Here is a 24,242-nt window from a genome sequence, read left to right as displayed (position 1 = left end):
CCTTTAATTTAGCAATCTCTTATAGTGGACCGGAAATACCTTGTTTGCGAATCATGATGAAGTGGAAGGCCATTAAACCTAGAAGTGCTGCTGGTAAGAAGAAGACGTGAATAGCAAAGAAGCGAGTTAATGTTTGAGCGCCAACAATTTCGGAATGACCAGCGAGTAATGTTTTAATATAAGGACCAATGAGCGGTGTTTGCTCTGCAATTTGAATCCCTACTTTTGTAGCAAATAAAGCTTTCATATCCCACGGTAATAAATATCCAGTAAAACCAAGACCTAACATAACAAAGAAAATAAGAACACCAACAATCCAATTTAACTCACGGGGCTTTTTATACGCACCTTGGAAGAAAACTCTGAGTGTATGTAAAAACATCATTACAATTACGAGACTAGCACCCCAGTGGTGCATACCACGAACAATTTGCCCATAAGCAACTTCATTTTGTAAATAGTAAACGGATTCCCAAGCATTTTTAATATCAGGCACATAATACATCGTCAAAAACATTCCAGATAAAATTTGAATTACAGTAACGAAAAAGGTAAGTCCTCCAAAGCAATAGACGAATGCAGAAAAGTGATGTGCCGGGTTTACATGTTCAGGTACTTCATGATCAGCGATATCACGCCATATTGGTGTAATATCTAATCTTTCATCTACCCAATCATAAATTTTATTTAACATCTACTTTGCACCCCCTCTTGGCTTTGCTTTTCCTAGATACAGCGTTCCATCTTTCACTTTAGACTCGTACACATCAAGCGGAGCAAGGGGTGGCGTACCCTTAATGTTCATCCCATCTTTTGTATAACGCCCCCCGTGACATGGGCAAAAGAATTGATTCGGATGTGCTTTGTCCGAATTCCAGTTAACTGTACATCCTAAATGTTTACATACTGGAGAGAACGCAACAATGTCTCCGCTTTCATCTTTATGAACCCAAGCCGATTTTGGTTCTTCAGACTTGTACCAACCATCAACCTGCTTCACTTTAAAATCGAAACGCTTCGGCTCTGTTGTAATATCCTTTACTTGCGCAACAGCAACCATATCTGTTCCGGCTTCTTTTCTTAACACCGGATCAAGCGCAAATCGCGTCATCGGCATTAAAATACCGGCAGCCATAAAGCCTCCTACCCCTGTGAGTGTGTAATTTAAAAATTGTCTTCTTGACACGCGATGTTCTTTCTCGCTCACGAAAATTTCCCCCCTCTATCAGAAATTGTCCCCTCGTGATAAATTATATAAAAAATAAAAACTAGGACACTATCATGATATAATACGCTCATGCACAGGTCAATATCATACTACTCATAATAATAAGAACTTTCTGTTTATTGCGAGTTTCCCCACTTCTCTTCCAACATCACCATTATATTTTTTATATGTGCATGAATAACTTCTCTCTTTGCTTGATCACTAAATTGTTCTAATGCTAATGAAGGAAACCAAAATAAATCTCCCTGTAACTCTTGTATATCCTCTTTCCATGAAAAATCACTTGTAACATAAGCAATATGCTTAAAACCTTCTCTTCGTAAATGATTTGTCCATTCTTGCAAACGACCTTTTTCATTCTTTTGACTTTCTACTAAATACGTAAAAGCAGGCAGTAAAAGCACTCTTCCTTTATACTCTCTTTCCAATTCCATACTCAACAATTCGATAAATTCACCTTGTTCTACAACCATTTTTATTTCTTTCGCTGCCGAAATTGATAAAAGCGGTATTACTCCTGTATCAACATACTCTCTTGCTTGCTCAAACTGTTCCACATCTTTTACAATCCATTTCAAATTTCTTCCCCCCTTCATTTACAAATGACAGAACTTTCACTTTATATATATTAAACCATACTAAAAGAGGTAAAAAAAGAAAAACTACCCAATATAGGTAGTTTTTCTTGATAAAAGTCTGAAATTTGTAAAAATATTAATCCAAATACATTCTATAAAGTTTTTAACTCTGCCGTTAATCTATGAAACGCTTCCTTATCTTGCTTATCTAACGCTTCATCAATTTGTTTCAAAAGGCGTTCTCTTCTAAACGAAAATACACTTTCTTCCAAAAACCTTTCTGCAAGTAAACGATCTTTTTCATTTACTTCAATATGCTTTGGTAGATATGGGTTTTCTTCTAATACAGCTACATAATTCGCATTTTGAAACGATGATTTAAAGTTGAGTTGAATATAAATATCCTCATCTCGATTTAAACGAATATCATGAAACGATTTTTCAGCATCTGTTGTCATAACATTTTGTTTAAAAAAGTGAAACGGTGTGTCTTTCACACAATTCGCTGACATCACTAAGCCACGCGGACAATATTTTGCATGCTCTACGAAGTGGACTTTATGCATCAATTGGTCGTGACTCATTAAATAATTCAGAATCCATACACATTCACGCTGTTTCAGTTGGTAATTATTCAAAAACCATTTTACAAAATCCTTCTTCTCGTTTACAGAAACAGGGGTATTCATAGCAATTAAGTCCCTCCTCTGTCTTTCTCTTTTCTTTTTAGATTCAAGAAGCGGCATTCAGTTTCCTTCCAACTTATGAAAAATCCTCTAAATTATATAACAACTCTTCAATATGAATTTGTGTCGGGTCTAGTTGTAATAACTGGGTAAATACTTCTTTCGCCTCTTTTCGCTTTCCTTCTTCCAATAAGAAATAACCGTATTCTTCTAAGAAGTCTGGATGATTCTTAAAAGAAGTATATGCACTTTCATAGTGTTTTAATGCATCCGAATACATTTCTAATTGTTTTTTTGCATACGCAAGGTCCCAAAGTAGTTGTGTATCTGGTTCTCCACTATCAATAGCACGCTCTACAATTGCAATTAAATCTTCGTACTTTTCTTGTTCTTTTAAGATATACGCATATTTTAATGTTGCGCCTAAATGCCCTGGATCTAACTCAAGTGCTTTTTGAAGAACTTCCTCTGCTTCTACTATTTTTCCTAATTTCGCCGCAATGTTCGCTAACTCTACATAAAACGGAACTGAAAGCTCATCTACTTTAATTCCTTCATGAAGCGTTTCATAGCTTTCTTGAAGCATTCCTTCTTTTTCATAGCTTTTCGCTAAATACATGTACAGTGATGCGTACTCAGGGTCTAATTCTTTTAGTTCTTGCCAAGCACCGATTGCTCTCTGATATTCTTCACCTTGGTATAATGTGAAGGCATATCCAAATAATGAGTGAATATCTTTTTGTTCCTCTAGGCCTGCTTCATAATAAGAAATCGCCTCTTCCCAGTTTCCAATCGCACTTAACGTTTCTGCAAGACGAAGTGCGATTACAACACCACCCATTACTTTATGTTCCGCTAATAGCGATTCATAATAAGTAATTGCCTTTTGTTCTTCACCTTTACTACTATATAATTCTGCTAACCCAAACGTAATAACAGGTTCATCAGGCATCATTTCTTTCGCCTTTAATAGTTTTTGCTCTGCTACATCATCAAAACCTTGCATTTGGAATAAATCTGCAACAAGTAATAAAGATTGAACATATAAATCGTCATTTTCTGGAATATCATGAAGTACTTCAATCGCTTCATCTTCTTTATCTAGATCAATATATAATTCTGCTAAAAATACAGTGAATTCACTTTCTTCCGGATACAGTAAACGTAAGTCTTCAGTAATCGCTAATGCCTCATCTGTAAATCCAAGTGTATGATAGTAACGAGCGATATCATACTTCTCTTCATCATTTGCAATTTTTAATTGTTCTTTTAATAATTGTAATCCTTTTTCCGCTTCACCATTTTCAATATATGAAACAACTTGTTCAAACTTTTGCATAAACGTCTCCTTTAATTCTAAAAAATATTCTCTTCTGTTCATTTACCCCGCTATTAACGGGCAGTAAGACCCCCACCTCAAAATTCAGCTAAGGCAAAGAAATTAGTTTGGGGATCAACTGCCCGTAAAAGCCCGATTGGTTCAACTAATAATCAGCGGGGGATAAACATCCCCCCACTGATTAAAGTTTCACTTTATCATAAGCAACTCACTGTTAGAACGCAACCTTTAGAATGAGCATGCTTCTTCTTATACTTCTTCTTACAGAGTAGGTAATTGTTCAAAAGGTTCGGATATGACACCGATACCTTATCATCATCTTCTATTGTACCGCTTTCTTTTATGACCGTGCAAATAACTTCTCTCACTAATTATCAAGCCATACAAACCGTGATTTACAGAACAACTTAATTACCAGTCTTCAACCTTTATTTTTAATACGATAAAAAAGGCTCCTATAATAGGAGCCTTCACAATCTCTTAAGAATATGTTTCTTCTTTCTGTACTTGCTCATTTACAAGCTCTTTCAGCAACTCTATAATTTCATCATTTTCTTCTTTCAAACCGACAGTAATACGAATACCATCATCGATACCAAATGCAGCACCAGAACGAACGATATATCCTTTTTTCATTAATCGTTCGAAAGCTTCATTACCCGGTATACCAAGTTTTAAGAAAATGAAATTTGTTTGAGATGGATAATAGAATACGTTATATTCTTTACAAAATGCATAATACTGATTTAGACCTTCAGCATTCTTTTTCACACAATCTTGTAAAAAGGCTTGATCTTCTAATGCAGCGAGTGCTACAGATTGCGCTACAGTTGATGTATTGAATGGTAACCTTGCTACTTCTAGCTGTCCGATTAACTTCGCATCCCCAATCGCATATCCAATACGAAAAGCAGCTAAACCATATGCTTTTGAAAACGTGCGTAAAACCATAAGATTTTCATACTTTTCAAGAAGTGGTAATGTTTGCGGATAGTCTTCTGCTTCCGCGTATTCATAATATGCTTCGTCCATAATAACGAGAGCCGACTTAGGAACCGATTCTAAAAATGAAAGTAATTTTTGTTTCTCAACATATGTACCTGTCGGATTATTCGGATTACAAATCCATACAATTTTCGTTTTATCATCTACTTGCTCTAGCATTGCATCTAAATCGTGAATACCATCTTTAAGTGATACTTCACGAACTTCTGCTCCTTCAATAACAGCATGGTGATGATATTGTGAAAACGTAGGATTCGCCATTACAACGTTTGTTCTTTCATGTAGTAACGCTCGGCTAATCATTTGAATGACTTCATCTAATCCACTACCAAATAGTAGTTGTTCTGCTTTTACACCTAAATGTTCCGCTACTTTTGTCCGAAGTTCAAAGGCATATCCATCTGGATAAAGGGCATATTGGCTCGCTAAAGAAGTTAATGCTTCTGTCACACGCGCTGAGCAACCGAATGGATTTTCGTTCGATGCTAATTTCACAATTTTCGATAATCCATATTCCCTTTTTACTTCTTCAATGTTTTTCCCAGGTACATACGCTCTCAAAGTTAACAATTGCTCTTTCACTCTCATTTTTCTTCCCCCAGTCATTTCATTCAATTTGATTACAATACAGTTATAGCCCCTTACTGTAATCTTTTATCATAACCGTCACTATTACGAGAATACCTCTAAATGAGCACTTCACAACACTTCGCTATCATTTTAAACCATATCTTTTTGAAATGCCTCTAACGCAATATGAACAGTCTCATCTGAAATAGATACGACATTCACTACCCCATATTCCTGCATAAGCACCATATGAATTGCTCCTGCATTTGCTTTCTTATCTTGTTTCATCAATTGAACGAGGCGCTCTACATTCAAATCTCTTGGCATTTTTGGATAGCCGTATTTCAAGAACCACTGCTTCATATCTTCATAAGCAAGATTAACCTTGTACACTTGCTCACTTAAAAATATGGCGAATAACATTCCAACCGCTACGCCGTCACCGTGAGTAATATTTCCATACCCTAGCTCTTTTTCAAGAGCATGTCCTAACGTATGTCCAAAGTTCAAATGGGCACGTACACCCTTCTCTGTTTCATCTTGTGATACAACATTTGCCTTTACAGGAATCGCCTTCGTTAATATATGGATTAACTTCTCATCACGAAGATCCGCTAATGTTTGCACTTCTTCTTTTAACCAATGATATAGCTCCACATCACCAATAAGAGCATGCTTTATCACCTCTGCATAACCTGAACGCCACTCTTTTTTAGGAAGAGACTGTAAAAACGGTGTATGATATACAACTGCTTCTGGCTGATGGAATGCACCAATCATATTTTTACCTAACGGATGATTAATCGCTACTTTCCCACCTACTGCGCTATCGTGCGCTAATAAAGTCGTCGGAACCTGCACAAAGCGAATACCACGCATAAACGATGCAGCAACAAAACCAGCTAAATCTCCAATCATTCCGCCTCCCAGTGCAAGAATTAAAGAATTTCTATCTAATTTATTTTCAAGAGCTGACGTATGAGCCGCATAGAAATTTTCGAAAGACTTCTCTTTTTCGCCACTTGGTACAACAAACGAAAACACGTCCTGCTCCACTTGTAATGCATCGATAACTGTCTGTAAATGTAGTGATGCAACAGCTTCATCTGAAATGATCATTACGTTAGATACAGCTGGCTGCATATTTTGAACGATCATTGTTAAGTGTGACAACGCTTCTTTACCAACATGTACATCATATTCTTTTGATTTCGTTTGAATATGTATGTTTCCCATTAAAATCCCCTCGCATATTCATTATGTTTCTCAATATTTTCACGAATCAGTTCCATACGATCTAATCCGAATTGTTCTATTAAAGCTGTTGCTAATTCCCAAGCCACAACCGCTTCTGCAACGACACTAGCTGCTGGTACTGCACAACTATCTGAACGTTCAATGCTCGCTGTAAAAGGCTCTTTCGTATCAATATCTACACTTTGAAGAGGTTTATAAAGTGTAGGTATCGGTTTCATCACACCGCGCACAACAATTGGCATTCCAGTCGTCATACCACCTTCCAATCCACCTGCATTATTTGTTCTTTTTGTATATCCATGCTCCTCATTCCATAGAATTTCATCATGAACTTCACTTCCCGGTCTATGCGCTGCTTCAAAACCAATTCCAATCTCGACACCTTTAAAAGCATTAATACTCATAATTGCAGCTGCTAATTTCGCATCCAGTTTTCGATCATAATGCACGTAGCTACCTACTCCAATTGGCATTCCTTCCACAATTACTTCAACGATTCCACCAATTGAATCACCATTTGCTTTCGCATCATCAATCGCTTTCATCATTTGGTTACCAGCTTCGTCATCTAAGCAACGTACAGGAGATGCTTCTGTAATACTCTTTAATTCTTCAATTGAACTATACGTAACCTCCTTAGCTTGTACACCGCCAATTTCAATTACATGGCCCGCCACTTCAATACCAAGTTCTGCTAACACCTTTTTAGCAACCGCACCAGCAGCAACACGCACCGTCGTTTCGCGCGCTGACGAACGTTCCAGTACATTCCTCATATCTCTATGACCATATTTAATTGCACCATTTAAATCAGCATGCCCAGGCCTTGGTTTTGTCACTTTCCTTTTCATCTCTTTTTCTTCTTGTTTCGTTAAAGGTTCTGCACCCATAACTTTTATCCAATGGGCAAAATCACGATTTTCAACAACGAGTGCAATAGGGGAACCTAATGTTTCTCCATGTCTAACACCACTTAAAATTTGCACTTGATCCGTTTCAATTTGCATGCGTCTACCACGCCCATACCCCTTTTGCCTTCTAGCTAACTCTTCGTTTATATCATCCGCTACTAAAGACAATCCTGCTGGAACACCCTCTATAATTGTTGTAAGTTGCGGACCATGAGATTCACCAGCTGTAATATATCGCATACGTTATTCCTCTTTTCGTATATGTATTTATCTCACTATATTAACTTTTATCATTCTAAAAATATTAAAGAAATTATATCATATATCGACCATTTTCTTATTCTATATTTCCGATAGGCCTAATTTAAATATCAATATATCATAACAGCTCAAACTTCGTAACTAATTGAAAATAAAAAAAGTGCAAGAAGAATACCCCTATTCTTCTTGCACTTTTTACTATTATCACAGTGATTAAAGCGTTTACAAATTATTTCAAAATAATTAGTAAATCCATTCATTCATTAATTTTGAGTAGTCAACTAATTCTTCTTCTTTAAAGAAAATAGCAATCTCGCGCTCTGCGCTTTCTAAAGAATCAGAACCATGGATAATGTTTTTCGCAACAGTTACACCGAAATCTCCACGAATTGTTCCAGGAGCTGCTTCATGTGGTCTTGTTTTCCCCATCATGTTACGCGCTGTATCTACTACACCTTCACCTTGCCATACCATTGCGAACACAGGTCCAGATGTAATAAAGTCTACTAACTCACCAAAGAAAGGTTTTTCCTTATGCTCAGCGTAGTGTTGTCCAGCAATTTCCGGAGTGACTTGCATTAATTTTGCACCAACTAATTGAAAGCCTTTTTTCTCAAAACGAGCTACAATTTCCCCAATGAAGGCACGTTGTACACCGTCTGGTTTTACCATTAGAAATGTTTTTTCCATAAAAAATCTCTCCACTTCTGAATTATGTATGTAATTGTATATCCCCACACACATATTATCACCCTTATCACAATTGTGCAATAGTTTTGAAATAGAGAGATTATTTTATTTTTTAGAATAAACATTAAAATTTTCGTTTTCCAATATACTTTGCAACATTTTGTAATGCGTACTTTGCTTGTCCACGTGGGAGTGGTTTTATTATTTCTAAAGCTTTATGTAAATAACGTTCACTAAACGCAAATGCTTGATCAATTGCTGTACTATTTTTTACAGCATCAATAATTTCTTGCATTTCACTTGCTGTTGAATTTTCATGTACAGATGTGATTTTCTGACGAAGTACGGGATCTTCCATCGCATATAAAGCAGGAAGTGTAATATTCCCTTGTAGTAAATCTCCACCAGCAGGTTTTCCAAGTTTCTCTTCTGTAGAAACGAAGTCTAAAATGTCATCAATAATTTGATAAGACATTCCTACAAAATACCCATACCAAAATAGACGATTTACCGTATCACGATTAGCACCAGCAGCAATCGCTCCCAATTGACAACTCGCGGCAATTAATAATGCTGTTTTTCGCTTTATTCTTCTTAAATACGTTCTTAAATTTTGGTCATAATTGTATTTATCTTTAATTTGTTCAATTTCACCTTTACAGACTTCTAAAATAGTATGCGATAACGCTTGATGTGCCTCTGGAATTTCGATATTTGTTATACATTCAAGAGACTTAGCGAACAGATAGTCCCCTGTATACATCGCAATACGATCTCCCCATTTTGCATTCACAGTCGCACTGCCGCGTCGTAAAAATGCAGCATCAATAACATCATCGTGAACAAGAGAAGCCATATGAATAAGTTCTAACGCAACAGCAACATGCTTAATTGCATCTAACTTATAATCTCCAAATTTCCCTGCAAGCAACACAAATACAGGACGAATTCGCTTCCCACCAGCTTCAATAAGCTGTAATGCTGCCTCTTCTACTAATGGCTGTTCAGAAGCGACTGTCTTTTTTAATTCTTTTTCTATCACATTAATATCCGATCGTAAAAAAGAGTACATAAGTTGTAACTTCATATTGTTCACCTTAACCTAAAACTTCTTTTTTCTATTTTGATTCTGGTTTAATACCTAAATGCATCGCTGCTACCCCAAAAGTAAATGGTTTTACTTGCACACGTTCAAGTCCAGCTTGCTCAAACATTTGAGCCAGTTCTTTCATCCCTGGGAACGTACTAGCAGATTCTTGAAGCCATGAATATTCTTTATAACTTTTCGCAAACATCTTTCCAAATAACGGCATGATATATTTAAAGTATAAAATATACCCTTGTCGAAAACCAATCATTGTTGGTTGAGATGTTTCTAAACAGATTACTTTTCCACCTGGTTTTACTACACGTGTCATTTCTTTTAATACGTGCATATAATCCGGTACGTTACGTAAACCAAACCCAATCGTCACATAATCAAACGTATTATCTTCAAATGGAAGTTCCATTGCATTCCCATGTAGAAGTTCTACTTGTTTTAATTGTAACGCCTCTACCTTTTGCTTACCGACAGATAACATATTTTCACTGAAGTCTAAGCCAACAACCTTTCCTTGTTCACCTACCGCTCCAGCTAGCGCAATTGTCCAATCTGCGGTTCCACAGCATACATCAAGCGCTTGACTACCTGGTTGTACATCCATAATTCGCATCGTTTCTTTACGCCACGCTTTATGTCTTTGAAAACTAATTACAGAATTCATCACATCGTATTTATCAGAAATCTTTTCAAATACGTCATGTACTCTTTCTTCTTTTGATTGTTGCATGCTCGTACCTTCTTCCAATGTAAAATTGCTTATGTCTTCTATTTATCCCTTAACACAGAATTTATTTCATTAATGTCTATGTGATTTTCTAAAAATTGTTTTTCTTTCTTTCTCAATTCCATCATCCAACTATTAATCACTACTTCTGCTTTATCCCCTAAAGCATCTTGCATCGCTTGAAAAACAGGTGAATGTTGTTTATCAGCATACAATTGAATTTCTTTTTGAAGACGATTTCCACCTAATACGTATGTGATAAATGGCTTCCAATGTGATAATTGAAAATGATCACATGTTTTTTGAAGGAGCGCAGACTCAATCGTTACTACGCTTTTCATTATGTCATCCGTCGTTTCATGCGCTTTTTGGTATAACATAATTTTGTGTTCATTTATCTCTTTAATTCCTTCAGCAAGTGCACGAATTAAAACAATATCACGATTCATAGACAATAAATAATAATATAGTCCACTATAGTAATCGCCTGCAAGTACTGTTAATTGACGACATTTATGCGATTCAATCGCTTCCTCGCCTGCTTTATTTGATACCTTTTCATGCGTATCAAGCGCAATTTGCACAAGCATAATCGTTACTACGTAATGCTCAATTTGTTCTATATGTAAGTTTGCACTCTTTAAAGCACCATATAACAATGCTATCTTTTCTTCATCAATAAATGGTTCTTCAATATAGTTTATAAAATAAGGATGGCGTAATTTCTCCATCAATTTCTCTTTTATACCCGCATACCCTCCGTAGATGTCACACACAAAAAATCACCCTTGTTTTCTAATTCATAAAACTTATTATAACACATACACTCTATTTTCTATAACCAAAACTTGGCTACACCTACCATTCATGTAAGCAATTTTTCTAATCTCACTCTGTCTAGCTAAAACTATATCATTTATTTACTAAAAAAAAAAAGAAAAGCAGTTTCCCGCTTTTCTTTACTTCGTTTTAATAAACGATAAAATTTCACTGCGCGCTGCAGCATCATTTTCAAGCACACCACGCACTGCTGTCGTTACTGTTTTCGCACCTGGTTTTTTCACACCACGCATCGTCATACACATATGTTCTGCTTCTACTACTACCATTACACCATGAGGCTCTAATACTTCCATAATAGAGTTCGCTACTGTTGATGTAATACGTTCTTGCAGTTGTGGACGACGTGCAATTGTATCTACAGTACGAGCTAATTTACTTAACCCTGTCACCTTTCCACCTTGCGGAATATATGCAACGTGAGCAACTCCATAGAATGGAACTAAATGATGCTCACACATCGAATAAAATGGTATATCTTTTACTAGTACAAGCTCTTCGTGATCTTCTCCGAATACTTTATGCAAATGCTCTTTCGGATCTTCATGCATACCTGAGAACACTTCTGCGTACATTTTTGCAACACGTTTTGGTGTATCAAGTACTCCCTCACGATTTGGATCATCCCCAATCGCCTCTAAAATAAGGCGTACTGCATGTTCAATTTGTTCTAAATTAACTTTTGCCATCCGCTAGCCCTCCCGAAAACCTAAAAGTGATACGAACACATTCTAGCATATTTATGTTTTTAAAAGCAAAAAGAAGAGTTCCCAAAAAGGAAACTCTTCTTCCCTGTTAATATGTAAGGATTATTTAACCGCATCTTTTAACGCTTTACCAGGTTTGAATGCAGGTACTTTACTTGCAGCGATTTCAATCTCCTCACCTGTTTGTGGGTTACGACCTTTACGAGCCGCACGCTCACGAACTTCGAAGTTACCGAATCCGATCAGTTGTACTTTATCACCTTGTTTTAAAGCTTCTAAGATAGAATCAAAAACAGCGTCTACTGCTTTTGTTGCGTCCTTTTTAGAAAGGGAACTTGCTTCTGCAACAGCATTGATTAAATCTGTCTTGTTCATGCCATTCACCTCCTCCCAAAGATAAGACTGTATAATGATCATAAAATGAGTCTTACTTTCATTTGTAGGCAATTTTTACAAATTCTATACTACAAAGATGTAGATAAATCATTATCAACGCCTATATTATACGATTCTCCTTTATAATTCAATATTTTTAAGGAAATTGTTACTGTGAAAATGTGAAAATCTGATGAAACTTGACAGTTTACAACAATGTATTAGATAATGACTGTTTATTTTTCTATTTTATAATCAAAAAAAAACAAAAAATCCCTCTACAATGAGAGGGATTTTTCTTATAGTATAATCGCAATTAATCCGCCAGATCCTTCATTAATAATTCTTTCTAGCGTTTCTTTTAATTTATATCTAGCGTTTTCTGGCATTAAGGATAATTTCGCTTGAATTCCTTCTCGAACAATTGAGCTAAGCGAACGTCCAAATATATCAGAATTCCAAATTGATAACGGGTCATCTTCAAAATCTTGCATTAAATAACGAACTAATTCTTCACTTTGCTTTTCAGTACCAATGATCGGTTCAAACGTTGACTCTACATCTACTTTAATCATATGAATGGATGGCGCTACCGCTTTTAACTTCACACCAAACCTTGAACCGTGACGAATAATTTCTGGCTCATCTAAGCTCATATCTGCTAGCGCAGGCGCTGCTACACCATATCCTGTTTGCTTAACCATACGCAGTGCGTCTGCGACTTGGTCGTATTCTGTTTTCGCATGAGATAAATCGAGCATAAGCTTCAATAAATGATCTTTCCCCCGAATTTCTACCCCTACTACTTCTTTTAAAATCTGATCATATAATTCATCTGGCGCATATAAATCAATCTCCGCCACACCTTGCCCCATATCAATGCCAGCTAAGCTCGCTCGATCAATAAATTCATATTGACTAAACTGCCAAACAACCCGATCCACATCACGAAGACGTTTTATATCCTTCACAGTTTCTTGAACTGCTTCTTGATAACTTTGACGCAACCAATGCCCTTCATTTAGCACCATTACCCAGCTCGGAAGGTTCACATTCACTTCTAATACAGGGAATTCAAATAGCGCTTCACGAAGTACATTATATACATCTGTTTCTCTTAAACTCTCCACACTCATTGCAATAACCGGGATATCATATTCTTCTGATAAACTTTGGCGTAATTGCTCTGTATCTGGATGATACGGCTGTACCGTATTAATTATCATAATGAAAGGTTTTCCTACTTCTTTCAATTCATTTACAACGCGTTCTTCTGCCTCTATATAATCTCTTCTTGGAATTTCACCAATTGTTCCATCTGTTGTAATTACAACACCAATTGTTGAATGTTCTTGAATTACTTTACGCGTGCCGATTTCTGCAGCTTCATGGAATGGAATAGGTTCTTCATACCAAGGGGTATTAATCATGCGCGGGCCATTCTCATCCTCATAGCCCTTCGCTCCTGGAACCGTATATCCAACACAATCTACTAATCGAATATTCACTTCAAGTCCTTCATCTACTTCGATAGAAACCGCTTGGTTTGGAACAAACTTCGGTTCCGTCGTCATAATTGTACGACCAGCAGCACTTTGAGGCAATTCATCCTGCGCTCTTTGACGGTCAGACTCATTCTCAATATTTGGAATAACTACAAGTTCCATAAATTTTTTAATGAATGTTGATTTCCCTGTTCGAACAGCTCCTACAACTCCAAAATAAATATCACCGCCTGTTCGTTCTGCAATATCTTTAAAAATATCTACCTTTTCCAAGTGATTCCCTCCCTCAAAATTTTTGGGAATAATTCCGCTTTTATAGTCAACTAATACCTTCTCTAACGTTGCCTATAATATCTGATATAATATAATGGTATTCTAGAAGTTCGGACAATATATCATATAATTTTGTCCAATTTCATATGACTATTAAAAAATATCTTTTGTTTGCATCGTAAGTTGTATAACATAAAAAACCTTTCTTCTAGAACTTATTCACTAAAAGAAAGGTTCATGACTTATGATTTTAAAAAAATTGGTTCTCCGTCCTTTACTGTGTACGGTAAAGAATAAGCTGGTACAAACGGGGAACCTTTCGAAAGTATATTTCGAATATCTTCTCCCTCCGTAAACTGCCCTTCATTTTTTTTCAAAGCGTCATATAAGTCGATTCTATAATCAACAAAAACTTCTCCTTTTTCATTAATTACAAAAGGAAGTCCTTTACCAGAATATGGACTTGTCACTTGTGGCACATCTTTATATCCTAGTTTTTTAAAATCCAATTCATATACACCATCTGAAATTACTTTTTTAAAAGGTGGATATTGATGTTCATCACGATACATCCTAAGCTTTAAAGATAGTTCCTGAATTTGTTCAGCCATCCTAACATCAATTAACTTTACTGTTGGATTTGTTTCAACGTCTATTAATACGTATTGATATACTCCTCCACTTTCATATGCATTCCCTGGTGCTTCTTGTATGTAACGCGGGGCAATCTGTTGAAAGTCGATTGGATACTTTTGATAAATAGGTGTACTCATATCCCTCGTCTTAATTGGCAATATCCCATCATTTTGCTCCTTAAATGTCACAACAGCTTTTTGAACAACCTGTAGCTGATCTTCATAAGGAACCGCATTTTGCTTCATATTTTCTTTCGGATACAGACACCCCGTTAAAAGGCTCATACAACAAAATATTAAAATAATATGGACTTTTTTCACTAGCATCACCTTTTCATACTAATATAACTTGCTCCGTATGTAGTATTTTCGAGACCATTCCATTTACTGCTGTACAGGTCCACTAAATACAACAAGAAAAATAACAATTCCTGACACAACCATAAGGGTGTACGCTACTAACGCTGTAATCCCTTTCAATAATTTATTCTGTATTTTATGTCTACTTAATAAAATAAAACTTACTGCAAAAAACATAAATCCAATTGCCCCTAAAGCCAACCACATTTTCATAAGCCCTTCTGACATATACACACCCCTTTTTATTAATCTATTTTTATACTATTTTAACAAATTAAAATCTTTAAACAAATACAAAAAGAACATTTTACTACAAATTACGAATATGTAACTTTAATCAATAGGTTTTTCAGCATTTTCCACTAATCTAGATAAAAATAAAACCGAAGCGATTGTATCTCTCGCTTCGGTTGACCAAATATGCCCAAAAACAGCTCTATTCCTATTCTTTCATGGCTATCATATGCAATCTACAAACTCTTTGTTTCTCATAATTTATTTTTTAAACATTTTGCTTAACGAGCCAAAATCTGCTGGCATATTATTATTAATAATCGCTTTTACAATTTGATCCTCTTGCTCTTTCGGCACTTCACGTCCCGCCATAAGAGCCACTTGATGAATTAATTGACGAAGTACAGTTTCATCACGTAAATTCGCATTTTGCACGGATGACGCTAATTTAAAAATATCCTCTTTATTTACTTTCGCTTCCTTCTCAATATTATTAAAAATGTTATTATCCATTCTTTTCACCCTCTCCTCAAGTTACTCTTCATCCTATGCAAAAATAAAAAAATGGTGAAAAGACCCATAAAATAAAAAAGCGACAGAAGTACAAATGTACTTCTGTCGCTTTTCTTTACAGTAAGTCAGGTATAGCTTCCACTTCATGTTTTCGAACACGTCCCATCAATGAGCCTACCGCATCTTTTACGTTATTCCCATTGAACAGCACGTCATATAAAGCAGCTGTAATCGGCATTTCAACTTCCATTTTCTCTGCCAATTCATGAGCAGCTTTCGTTGTTCTTACACCTTCCACAACCATACCCATGCTTTCTAACACTTCTTCTAAAGAATGTCCTTTTCCAAGCATATTTCCAGCGCGCCAATTTCGGCTATGAACACTTGTACAAGTTACAATTAAGTCTCCCATACCGGTTAGACCAGCAAACGTTAACGGATTCCCGCCCATTTTTCTTCCTAAACGAGCAATCTCTGTTAAACCACGTGTCATCAATGCCGCTTTTGCATTATCACCTAATCCAAGACCATCAGTTATACCAGCAGCTAATGCGATAATATTTTTTAACGCACCACCAAGTTCAACTCCAACGATATCTGGATTTGTGTATACACGGAAATAACTATTCATAAATAAATCTTGTACTTCCTCAGCCGCTTCCATACGCTTTGCTGCAGACGTAACTGTTGTCGCTTGTCGTAAACCAACTTCTTCAGCATGACTCGGTCCAGACAATACAACAACATCTTTAATTAAGTTCTCTGGAATTTCTTCCTCGATCACTTCCGAAATACGTTTTGACGTACCAGGTTCAATCCCTTTACTCGCATGAATCCAAGTAATCGGTTCTGTAACAATTTCTTTCATCTCTTGTAATACATCTCTGTACGCTTTCGTCGGTACTACTAGCAGTACTGTATTTACATCTACTAATGCTTCTTCTAAAGAAGAGTAGGCTACGATTGTGCTTGGCAATGTAATGCCTGGGAGATATCGACTATTCTCATGTTTCGTATTCATTTCATCCATAAGTTCTGAGCGATTTCCCCAAATACGTACATCATGTCCATTGTCAGCTAATACCATCGCTAACGCTGTTCCCCAGCTACCTGCTCCTACTACTGTGATTTTTGTCATAAAATCACATCCTCTCCATTAGTCTCTTGCTCGAGCAATAATGTGAATCGGCGTTCCTACAAAACCGAACGCTTCACGTAAACGATTCTTTAAGAAGCGCTCATATGAAAAGTGCATTAATTCTGTATCGTTTACAAACACAACAAATGTCGGTGGTTTTACCGCAACCTGTGTCGCATAGAAGATTTTCAGACGGCTACCATTATGAGTCGGTGTTGGATTCATCGCTACCGCATCCATAATTACATCGTTTAATACGTTTGTTTGTACACGGATACTATGGCTTTCATTTACCTCATTGATAACCGGTAATAACGTTTGTGTACGTTTTTTCGTTTTTGCAGATAAGAATACAATCGGTGCGTAATCCAAGAATTGGAAATGAGCACGAATATTTTCTTCAAATGCTTTCATTGTTTTTTCATCTTTTTTCACTGCATCCCATTTGTTTACAACGATAATAACAGCTCGTCCTGAATCATGAGCATATCCAGCGATTTTTTTATCTTGCTCAATAATTCCTTCTTCTCCGTCTAAAACAACTAAAACAACGTCAGAACGTTCAATCGCTCTAAGTGCACGAAGTACACTATACTTTTCTGTACTTTCATATACTTTTCCTTTTTTACGCATACCAGCTGTATCAATGATTACATAATCTTGATCATCTTTACTATATGGTGTATCGACAGCATCACGCGTCGTTCCTGCGATATTACTTACAATTACACGTTCTTGACCAAGAAGTGCATTTACAAGCGATGATTTCCCTACATTTGGACGTCCAATTAAAGAGAAACGGATTGTTTCATCGTCATACGCCTCTTCTTCAATCTTTGGAAAATGATTTGCAGCTTCATCTAACAAATCACCAAGTCCTAAACCGTGTGTACCTGAAATCGGGAATGGCTCGCCAAATCCTAATGAATAAAAATCATAAATATCACTACGCATTTCTGGATTATCAACCTTATTTACGGCAAGTACAATTGGTTTTTTAGAACGATACAAAATTTTAGCAACTTCTTCATCCGCTGCAGTTACACCATCGCGACCATTCGTCATAAAAATGATAACATCTGCTTCATCAATCGCAACTTCCGCCTGTTGACGAATTTGTGTCAAGAACGGCTCGTCTCCAATATCAATTCCACCTGTATCAATAATGTTAAACTCATGATTTAACCATTCTCCCGCACTATAAATACGGTCTCGAGTTATACCTGGGATATCTTCTACGATTGAAACTCTTTCTCCAACTATTCTATTGAAAATAGTAGATTTTCCTACGTTCGGGCGGCCTACTATTGCTATTACTGGTTTCGGCATATACTTTCATCCTTTCAACTTGCTTCTGTTTATTATGTAAAAAACCCTTCTTTGTGCAAGAAGGGATTTGCATTCCAGAATATTTCTCAACGTATCAAAACACCTCACATTATAACACACGTTCCTAATGTTTCACAATAATATATACATTCTCTTGTAAGCGATGCGCAATACCATCTAAAATTGCCTCTAAATTATTTGCAACAAATTCTAGTTCCTCCATCGACTCACAAACAAATAAAGGAGCACCACCTGCAAATTTTTCTGGCGCTGTTGTAATAACTGCCAGGATAACGCTTTCTAACATCATCTCTTATCTCCCCTTCCTTTCGGGGCTTCCGATGACATATGGACGGCACTTTCTAACGTTGGTACATTTCCTATAACACTTATCGCTTTCTCTGCATCTTGATCTTGCGGTAAGACAAAAATTCCAACCCTACCATCCTCTAAATCACGCTTTGCTAACGGTACAAGCGCTGGTGTACCAGAATCTCTATAAATCCCTAGCGCCACCGAAACATCGTGTAAAACAGCTTGCCGTTGCCCTAAATTTGAGATTGTCACCATCGCATCAATTGATTTCGGTTTTAAAATAAACCCCATGCCATATTTCATAATCTCTTCTTGCCTCGCCGGCAATCCAATATTCATAATATAAATATTATCAATATACAGTCCTGCCCCTTCAAAACGAAGGGGCACGTGCTCAATTTCAACAAGATCATGTAGCCTTTTTCCAGACATTAATTTTTTCGCAATAAAAAATGCGATTATAGCCATAATTACTCCCGCAATCCATGAACGGAACCCTATATACGCAAATGTCGTTGCAAACGACGTTAACATCGCCAAATAGTTGCGACTTTCAAAAACCAATGCAATTCCTTCAATATATGTATTTCCACGCGGTACGAGCTCATATCCATCTAATTGTTGAAGCGTGTTTCTTTCCATATTACGTACATCACGAAATTGTGTTGCCGCTAACGTAAGAAATGTAATGGCAGAAAAATCTTTTTTCAAAATAGACGGGATTGCAATCGCTCCTAAAGCAGCTGCAATTAACCCCATTGCAATATGAATAATTTTCCCATGCAGCCTCGTCGGATATTGCCGCGTATCCGTCCGAAGCATTAACACTCTTGTAACTGTCCCCGCTATTACGCCGCATAAAATGGCTGATGTATATTCAGTCATGCATTACCCTCGCCTTTCTTTTACGTGTTTTTCTCTTAAACTGTTCCATGTATACTGATGCTTTTGCAATCCAAAACAATACTGCCATGAATAATGTAGAAACGGCGACGATATCAAAAAATGCTAAACTACCGTAATCATATGGAAAATTCAATTTCCGAAAAATAAATGTCACTAGCAACTCTCCTTGTAACATCCCTACATATAGGGAACATAATCGTAATATGCGATCCCCATGCAATAACACCGATGCATACACAAGAGCACTACTTAGCAGAAACACTCTATCCACCACAATCCAAATCGGATCATATATTTCTAACAAATGAAAACTTGTATATAACATTGCAATAATAAGTGCCGAAAGTAAGCTATATAATTTTTTCCAAACAGAATATAGCGTAATTCCTATAAAAGAAATAATACAAAGTAGAAGAGCATTTACTGATACCACGAATGAGGCAATCGTTACATGTAACGGAGAGCAAATTATAAAAATCATTATACAAGCGCCTAACTTCCACCGAATAGGGTCCTTTTTCATAAAAAAGGTTACGATGATCCACCCTATCCAAGCTACAAAATAAAAAGTACTTCCATCCATCAACTTCACCTCCTATGTTTTCCATTATGGGAACTTTTTATGAAAGTTAATCCACTTTATTTACGCATAGTTTTTTCTTATAACAGCAACACTTTTAACAAGGAGGTGTTATTTATTATGGGTAAAGATCGCCAAGAACGAAAACTACGAGAATCACGCCGCGTTGAATCTGATCGTAATCAATCACTACAATATCCAGGTGCAACTGGACTTGATACACCAGAGCAGGCTCGAAAACAAAACCAGCACTAATTAATACAAAAAGACGGTTTCGATGTTGTACGAAACCGTCTTTTGCATAATCATTTTAATGATTTTTATTTATATTGAAATAATATTTTGTGTACTATATCCTCCTATCACTTCTTTTACCCCCACCTATTTCCCTTATAAAAGCAAGTCCTCTCAAAAATCCAGTAACTAATCATCTTCATTTTTTAACCTTTTTTCAATTACAATTTTTATAAAATACCAATTCCATTCTCCACTTTATATTACGAGAAAGAAAAGAAAACAAAAAATCAACCGAACGGTTGATTTTTTATCTCCTACTATAATGCGCAGTATCAATACCACGCTGCATTAACCAATGATATGTTTCACCTTTTACAACAAGAGGTACAGATTGCAACTCTTCTATCGTCTTCGCACCAAGAGCTGTCATAATAAATTTCAAATCTGTATGTAGAAGCTCAATTTCATCCACTAATTTCTCGATACCATCTTGCATTAAAATACGTAAAAAGTAACCAGCAAACGCAGTTGTATTCGCCCCTAATGCGATTGCTTTCGCTACGTCAAGCGCTGTCTGTATACCCCCTGATGCAATAAAAGAGAGGTTATTATTTGTAGAGGTTGCTTCAATAATCGAGGTTGCTGTTTGTATGCCCCAGTTATTAAAATAAGAAAGCATTCGCTGTCTTCTTTCATTTTCAACAGCAGCAAAATTCGTACCACCTTGCCCACCAATATCAATTGCCGTTACACCTACGTTCGCTAACTGTTGCATTGTTTCCTTACTCATCCCAAATCCAACTTCTTTTACAATGACAGGAACTTTACTATTTAAAACAATTTTCTCAATACGCTGAAGTACGCCAGTAAAATCACGGTCTCCTTCTGGCATCGTTAACTCTTGTATGACATTTAAATGAATTTGCAATGCATTCGCTTCAATCATATCAACGGCACGCTCTGCCTGCTCGATAGTTGCCTCACTACCTAAATTAGCAAAGAAAATACCATTTGGGTTTACCTTTCTGATCACCTTATAAGAAGCAGCCTCACTTTCATCTTTTAACGCCGCCATTTGCGAACCTACAGCCATAGCAAGGTTATGTTGTTTCGCTACATATGCTAATTGCTCATTGATATGTAACGTTTTCTCTCCTCCACCACCAGTCATCGCATTGATAAAAATCGGCGAACTTAGTGAAAGTTCGCCGATTTTTGTTTCACATGTTATTGTGTCATAATTTGAATTTGGCAAGCTTTGATGCACAAAATCAATATCATGAAAGCCATGCGTACGAGACTGACCAGTAGAAAGAGCGTATTCAATATGATCTAATTTACGTTTTGCCCTTACCACTTGTACCCCTCATTATTTCTTTAATTTTTTCAGTTGTTCACCAATAATATCACTTAATTGGAAAGTAGCAGAATCAGCATTTGGCTCATACTGACTATAATCTTCAATTACATTATTTTCCTCAAGCGCTTCTTTTATACTTAAAGAAATACGTTTCTCTGCTGCGTGAACTTCAAGTACTTTCACTTTTACTTCTTGTCCCATTTCCAATACTTCATTCGGATTTTTCACGTGACGATTTGCAATTTGAGATACGTGTACAAGTCCTTCAACGCCAGGTAAAATCTCAACGAATGCACCAAATGTAACAAGGCGTTTTACTACGCCCTCACGAATATCTCCAGCTTTTATTTCGCCAGCAACGTTTTCCCAAGGTCCTGGTTGAGCTGCTTTAATCGATAAAGAAATACGTTGTGTATCAGCATCAACAGATAACACCTTTACCTTAACCTTTTGACCTTGCTCTAAAACTTCAGAAGGTTGCTCTACACGTTCGTGTGAAATTTGTGAAATGTGAACTAAACCGTCCACGCCACCAACGTTAACGAAAGCACCAAAGTCAGTTAATCGTTGCACTGTTCCTTCAACAACGTCCCCTTCTTTTAATGAAGAAATTGCTTCTTTTTTCTTAGAATCTAGTTCTAATTCTACTACCGCTTTATGCGAAAGGATTACACGATTTTTTTCACGGTCTAATTCAACAATTTTCACCGCTAACGTTTTACCTTTATAGTCAGTAAAGTCTTCTACATAATGTACTTCTACAAGTGAAGCTGGGATAAAACCGCGAACCCCAAGATCCACAACTAATCCGCCATTCACAATATCTTTTACAGTAACATCAAACACATGACCAGAAGTAAATTTCTCTTGTAATTCTACCCATGCTTTTTCTGCATCAACAGCACGTTTAGACAAGACAAGATCATCTTCTTCTAATTTAATAATTTTCAACTCTAGTGTTTGATCTAATTCTACAACATCGCTTGCTTTTTCAATATGAACGTTAGCTAATTCACTAATTGGAATTACGCCATCTGTTTTGTATCCAACATTTACAAGCACTTGTTTCTCTTCAACTTTCGTTACAGAACCTGTAACAACGTCACCAACTTGTAATTCTTTTGAATCCATAACTTCTTCATTCATTTTCTCTACCATGGAAATACCTCCCTACAGAATTGACAAAGCATTTTTTATGTATATACGAAATGAAAACAAAGTTTTCATTTGCATGTTTAAGAATTTCTCATCACATACTTTTTTCAATACCATTCATAAGAAAATATATTAAACCTATATAAATAGTATACAGCAAAACCAGCTTGAAAAAAGTATGTTTTGAAATATAATAGCGAATATATTCTGACAGTTTTATTCCTCTTTAACTAACTTCTTACAAATCAGCTCATTTGTCAAGGAAAGAGACTCACAATTCACGTATCCTTTACATTTCTATTTAAACAAAAAAGAAAGGGGATCATCCCCTTTCTTTATTTCGCAAACACTCCTGAAACAATACTCATAATTTTTTGGACAACTTCTTCAATTGATAAAGAAGTCGTATCTAATTCCAATGCATCATCAGCCTTTTTTAGTGGAGAAACTTCGCGTTCTGAATCTAATTTATCACGCTGAGCAATTTCTTCTTTTAGCTGCTCTAAATTAGAATCGAAACCTTTATTTAAATTTTCTAAATGTCTTCTTTCCGCTCTTTCTTCAACAGAAGCAAGCATAAAGATTTTCACTTCAGCATCCGGTAATACATGTGTACCAATATCACGGCCGTCCATTACAACACCGCCTTTTTTCGCTAAATCTTGCTGACGGCGTACCATTTCTTCACGAACAAGGCGATGCTTTGCTACAATAGATACTCGATTCGTCACATCAGGTGTACGAATTACTTCAGAAACATCTTGTCCATTTAAAAATACAAGCTGTGTATTTTCTCCTTGCTGAAATTCAATATTTACATTCCTTACAACTTCCATTAACTGCTCTTCATTTTCAATATCTACTTTTTGTTCAAGGGCTGCATATGTAAGCGTACGGTACATTGCGCCTGTATCAATATAAACGTAAGAAAGTTCCTTCGCAACAACTTTTGCCACTGTACTTTTACCAGCAGCTGCTGGACCATCTATAGCAATTGAAATTCGTTTATCCATTGTAACACCTCATTTTTTCACTTATAAAACAAAACGAAAAGCAGGTGTTCACCCTGCTTCTTCTCATTTGCTTCACGTCATTAAATCCTCAATTATTGTAGCATAATCCTTCATAGAAGAAAATGAAAACTACCTATTCACCTGTAAGATTTCCGCTTTGTCTTTTACCATGACACCTTCATAATAAACAATTTTAGATAAATATTTCACTGATGACTTATGTATAAATAACAATTGCACAACAGAAAGACAAATAAATTGTATTATTAATATACGAATAAAAATTCTCTCCATCTTTTCCACCGTAATTGCTCCCTCCTATACTATATTTACACATCTCGTTTCGTAATTTTATACATCGTACATATAGCAGTTAATTTTATTGTCATTTGCGAGGCATACTTTTATACATT

General features: G+C 36.3%; 28 protein-coding genes. 1 reads left to right on the top strand and 27 read right to left on the bottom strand.

Annotated elements, in window-relative coordinates; genetic code table 11:
• Positions 1-19: 19 nt before the first annotated feature.
• The 23 genes from qcrB to BCG9842_RS07235 form a co-directional block, all read right to left on the bottom strand.
• A complete protein-coding gene (gene qcrB / locus BCG9842_RS07345) occupies positions 20-694 on the bottom strand; it encodes a menaquinol-cytochrome c reductase cytochrome b subunit (protein ID WP_000932700.1) in 675 nt (224 codons plus the stop codon).
• Complete coding sequence (gene qcrA, locus BCG9842_RS07340; RefSeq protein ID WP_001290420.1) at positions 695-1,207, bottom strand: menaquinol-cytochrome c reductase iron-sulfur subunit; 513 nt, start codon at positions 1,205-1,207, stop codon at positions 695-697.
• A 137-nt stretch (positions 1,208-1,344) separates the two neighbouring features.
• Complete coding sequence (locus BCG9842_RS07335) at positions 1,345-1,824, bottom strand: YpiF family protein (RefSeq protein WP_003258820.1); 480 nt, start codon at positions 1,822-1,824, stop codon at positions 1,345-1,347.
• A 134-nt stretch (positions 1,825-1,958) separates the two neighbouring features.
• Positions 1,959-2,495 carry a ReoY family proteolytic degradation factor gene (locus tag BCG9842_RS07330; RefSeq protein WP_001095925.1) on the bottom strand — a complete coding sequence of 179 codons (537 nt, stop codon included), beginning with the start codon at positions 2,493-2,495 and terminating at the stop codon, positions 1,959-1,961.
• 73 nt (positions 2,496-2,568) lie between these two features.
• On the bottom strand, positions 2,569-3,831 hold the full coding sequence (locus BCG9842_RS07325) for a tetratricopeptide repeat protein (RefSeq protein ID WP_001168695.1): 1,263 nt from the start codon (positions 3,829-3,831) through the stop codon (positions 2,569-2,571).
• 480 nt (positions 3,832-4,311) lie between these two features.
• Entirely contained in the window at positions 4,312-5,424 is a 1,113-nt protein-coding gene (gene hisC, locus BCG9842_RS07320; protein ID WP_001264028.1) for a histidinol-phosphate transaminase, read from the bottom strand.
• 132 nt (positions 5,425-5,556) lie between these two features.
• The gene (gene aroB / locus BCG9842_RS07315; protein WP_000526805.1) at positions 5,557-6,642 is read right to left on the bottom strand and encodes a 3-dehydroquinate synthase; all 1,086 of its coding nucleotides are present in this window, start codon (positions 6,640-6,642) and stop codon (positions 5,557-5,559) included.
• The gene (gene aroC / locus BCG9842_RS07310; protein WP_001269377.1) at positions 6,642-7,814 is read right to left on the bottom strand and encodes a chorismate synthase; all 1,173 of its coding nucleotides are present in this window, start codon (positions 7,812-7,814) and stop codon (positions 6,642-6,644) included. The genes aroB and aroC overlap by 1 nt, the downstream gene beginning before the upstream one ends.
• Before the next feature lie 264 nt (positions 7,815-8,078).
• On the bottom strand, positions 8,079-8,525 hold the full coding sequence (gene ndk / locus BCG9842_RS07305) for a nucleoside-diphosphate kinase (RefSeq protein WP_000415883.1): 447 nt from the start codon (positions 8,523-8,525) through the stop codon (positions 8,079-8,081).
• A gap of 124 nt (positions 8,526-8,649) precedes the next feature.
• Complete coding sequence (gene hepT, locus BCG9842_RS07300) at positions 8,650-9,612, bottom strand: heptaprenyl diphosphate synthase component II (protein ID WP_000776078.1); 963 nt, start codon at positions 9,610-9,612, stop codon at positions 8,650-8,652.
• A gap of 31 nt (positions 9,613-9,643) precedes the next feature.
• Positions 9,644-10,357, bottom strand: a complete 714-nt coding sequence (gene menG, locus BCG9842_RS07295; protein WP_001187674.1) for a 2-heptaprenyl-1,4-naphthoquinone methyltransferase — start codon at positions 10,355-10,357, stop codon at positions 9,644-9,646.
• Positions 10,358-10,395: 38 nt separating this feature from the next.
• Positions 10,396-11,130: a heptaprenyl diphosphate synthase component 1 gene (locus tag BCG9842_RS07290; RefSeq protein ID WP_000332841.1), complete on the bottom strand. Its 735-nt coding sequence runs from the start codon at positions 11,128-11,130 to the stop codon at positions 10,396-10,398.
• 183 nt (positions 11,131-11,313) lie between these two features.
• Positions 11,314-11,883 (bottom strand): GTP cyclohydrolase I FolE, encoded by a 570-nt coding sequence (gene folE / locus BCG9842_RS07285; RefSeq protein WP_001151482.1) that lies wholly within the window; start codon positions 11,881-11,883, stop codon positions 11,314-11,316.
• A gap of 120 nt (positions 11,884-12,003) precedes the next feature.
• Entirely contained in the window at positions 12,004-12,276 is a 273-nt protein-coding gene (locus BCG9842_RS07280; RefSeq protein ID WP_001043860.1) for an HU family DNA-binding protein, read from the bottom strand.
• A 299-nt stretch (positions 12,277-12,575) separates the two neighbouring features.
• Positions 12,576-14,054, bottom strand: a complete 1,479-nt coding sequence (gene spoIVA, locus BCG9842_RS07275; protein ID WP_000416521.1) for a stage IV sporulation protein A — start codon at positions 14,052-14,054, stop codon at positions 12,576-12,578.
• Positions 14,055-14,296: 242 nt separating this feature from the next.
• Positions 14,297-15,010, bottom strand: coding sequence for a hypothetical protein (locus BCG9842_RS07270; protein ID WP_000755479.1), 714 nt, complete (start codon positions 15,008-15,010; stop codon positions 14,297-14,299).
• Positions 15,011-15,073: 63 nt separating this feature from the next.
• On the bottom strand, positions 15,074-15,277 hold the full coding sequence (locus BCG9842_RS07265; RefSeq protein WP_001289007.1) for a DUF2768 domain-containing protein: 204 nt from the start codon (positions 15,275-15,277) through the stop codon (positions 15,074-15,076).
• 267 nt (positions 15,278-15,544) lie between these two features.
• Positions 15,545-15,796: a stage VI sporulation protein F gene (locus tag BCG9842_RS07260; RefSeq protein WP_000369753.1), complete on the bottom strand. Its 252-nt coding sequence runs from the start codon at positions 15,794-15,796 to the stop codon at positions 15,545-15,547.
• 115 nt (positions 15,797-15,911) lie between these two features.
• Positions 15,912-16,934: an NAD(P)H-dependent glycerol-3-phosphate dehydrogenase gene (locus tag BCG9842_RS07255; protein ID WP_000161783.1), complete on the bottom strand. Its 1,023-nt coding sequence runs from the start codon at positions 16,932-16,934 to the stop codon at positions 15,912-15,914.
• 18 nt (positions 16,935-16,952) lie between these two features.
• Positions 16,953-18,263, bottom strand: a complete 1,311-nt coding sequence (gene der / locus BCG9842_RS07250) for a ribosome biogenesis GTPase Der (protein WP_001125890.1) — start codon at positions 18,261-18,263, stop codon at positions 16,953-16,955.
• 124 nt (positions 18,264-18,387) lie between these two features.
• Positions 18,388-18,573 carry a capping complex subunit for YIEGIA gene (locus BCG9842_RS07245; RefSeq protein ID WP_000979048.1) on the bottom strand — a complete coding sequence of 62 codons (186 nt, stop codon included), beginning with the start codon at positions 18,571-18,573 and terminating at the stop codon, positions 18,388-18,390.
• Entirely contained in the window at positions 18,570-19,463 is an 894-nt protein-coding gene (locus tag BCG9842_RS07240; RefSeq protein ID WP_000141605.1) for a YIEGIA family protein, read from the bottom strand. The genes BCG9842_RS07245 and BCG9842_RS07240 overlap by 4 nt, the downstream gene beginning before the upstream one ends.
• Positions 19,456-20,067 carry a YphA family membrane protein gene (locus tag BCG9842_RS07235; RefSeq protein ID WP_000349104.1) on the bottom strand — a complete coding sequence of 204 codons (612 nt, stop codon included), beginning with the start codon at positions 20,065-20,067 and terminating at the stop codon, positions 19,456-19,458. Before BCG9842_RS07235 ends, BCG9842_RS07240 begins: the two co-directional genes overlap by 8 nt.
• Before the next feature lie 117 nt (positions 20,068-20,184).
• Here BCG9842_RS07235 and BCG9842_RS30935 point away from each other — a divergent pair, with 117 nt between their 5' ends.
• Positions 20,185-20,319: a YpzI family protein gene (locus BCG9842_RS30935; protein WP_000513902.1), complete on the top strand. Its 135-nt coding sequence runs from the start codon at positions 20,185-20,187 to the stop codon at positions 20,317-20,319.
• Between the two features lie 289 nt (positions 20,320-20,608).
• Here the strand turns inward: BCG9842_RS30935 and BCG9842_RS07225 are convergent, their stop codons facing one another.
• The 4 genes from BCG9842_RS07225 to BCG9842_RS31265 form a co-directional block, all read right to left on the bottom strand.
• Positions 20,609-21,658 (bottom strand): type 2 isopentenyl-diphosphate Delta-isomerase, encoded by a 1,050-nt coding sequence (locus BCG9842_RS07225; protein WP_000251041.1) that lies wholly within the window; start codon positions 21,656-21,658, stop codon positions 20,609-20,611.
• A gap of 12 nt (positions 21,659-21,670) precedes the next feature.
• Entirely contained in the window at positions 21,671-22,819 is a 1,149-nt protein-coding gene (rpsA, locus tag BCG9842_RS07220) for a 30S ribosomal protein S1 (RefSeq protein ID WP_000229557.1), read from the bottom strand.
• Between the two features lie 332 nt (positions 22,820-23,151).
• Positions 23,152-23,829 carry a (d)CMP kinase gene (gene cmk, locus BCG9842_RS07215; RefSeq protein ID WP_000361254.1) on the bottom strand — a complete coding sequence of 226 codons (678 nt, stop codon included), beginning with the start codon at positions 23,827-23,829 and terminating at the stop codon, positions 23,152-23,154.
• Positions 23,830-23,958: 129 nt separating this feature from the next.
• Positions 23,959-24,132: a YpfB family protein gene (locus tag BCG9842_RS31265; RefSeq protein ID WP_000413849.1), complete on the bottom strand. Its 174-nt coding sequence runs from the start codon at positions 24,130-24,132 to the stop codon at positions 23,959-23,961.
• Positions 24,133-24,242: the final 110 nt, after the last annotated feature.

This window comes from Bacillus cereus G9842 (genome assembly GCF_000021305.1).
GTDB classification, from domain to species: Bacteria; Bacillota; Bacilli; order Bacillales; family Bacillaceae_G; genus Bacillus_A; species Bacillus_A thuringiensis_S.
This window is presented reverse-complemented; position numbering and strand designations above follow the sequence as displayed.